Annotated in this window: 1 protein-coding gene; it reads left to right on the top strand. The window is 65.5% G+C overall.

Annotated features, from left to right (window positions below; all coding sequences use genetic code 11):
* On the top strand, positions 1 to 585 hold a 585-nt coding region (locus IVA82_RS22595; RefSeq protein ID WP_247389309.1), incomplete at both ends, for a transposase.

The raw sequence follows: 585 nt of genomic DNA on the forward strand, positions 1-585 counted from the left end.
CGGATCAAAGGACTGCTGCATGGCCAGGGTATCCGCGACGCCAGGCCGTTGAAGCCGAGCTTCCTGTCGGATCTCGACAAGCTGCGCACCGGCGACGGGCGCGCTCTGCCGCCGCGACTACGCGATGAAATTCGTCGCGAGCATGAGCGGCTGCTGCTGGTCTGCAAGCAGATTAAGACGCTGGAAGCGGAGAACATCGCCGCCCATAGCACGCCGGCCAAGGGCTCGGTGGAGGCGAAGGCCGTTCAGCTTGCCCAGCTGCAAGCCATTGGACCGCAGATCGCCCAGGTTCTGGCCAACGAGGTGTTTTATCGCGACTTCAGGAACCGACGGCAGGTCGGCAGCTGTGTCGGACTGACCGACACACCCTACGACAGCGGCGCCAGCCGGCGGCAGCAAGGCATCAGCAAGGCCGGCAATCATCGCGCGCGAACGAGCGCGATCGAGCTCGCCTGGCTGTGGCTGAGACATCAGCCTGACAGCGAGCTGAGCCGCTGGTTCCACGAGCGGGTCGGCACGGCCAAGGGACGCATCCGCAAGATCGCCATCGTGGCGCTGGCACGCAAGCTGATGGTGGCGCTGTGG

Source organism: Bradyrhizobium sp. 142 (assembly GCF_023074015.1).
GTDB lineage: Bacteria > Pseudomonadota > Alphaproteobacteria > Rhizobiales > Xanthobacteraceae > Bradyrhizobium.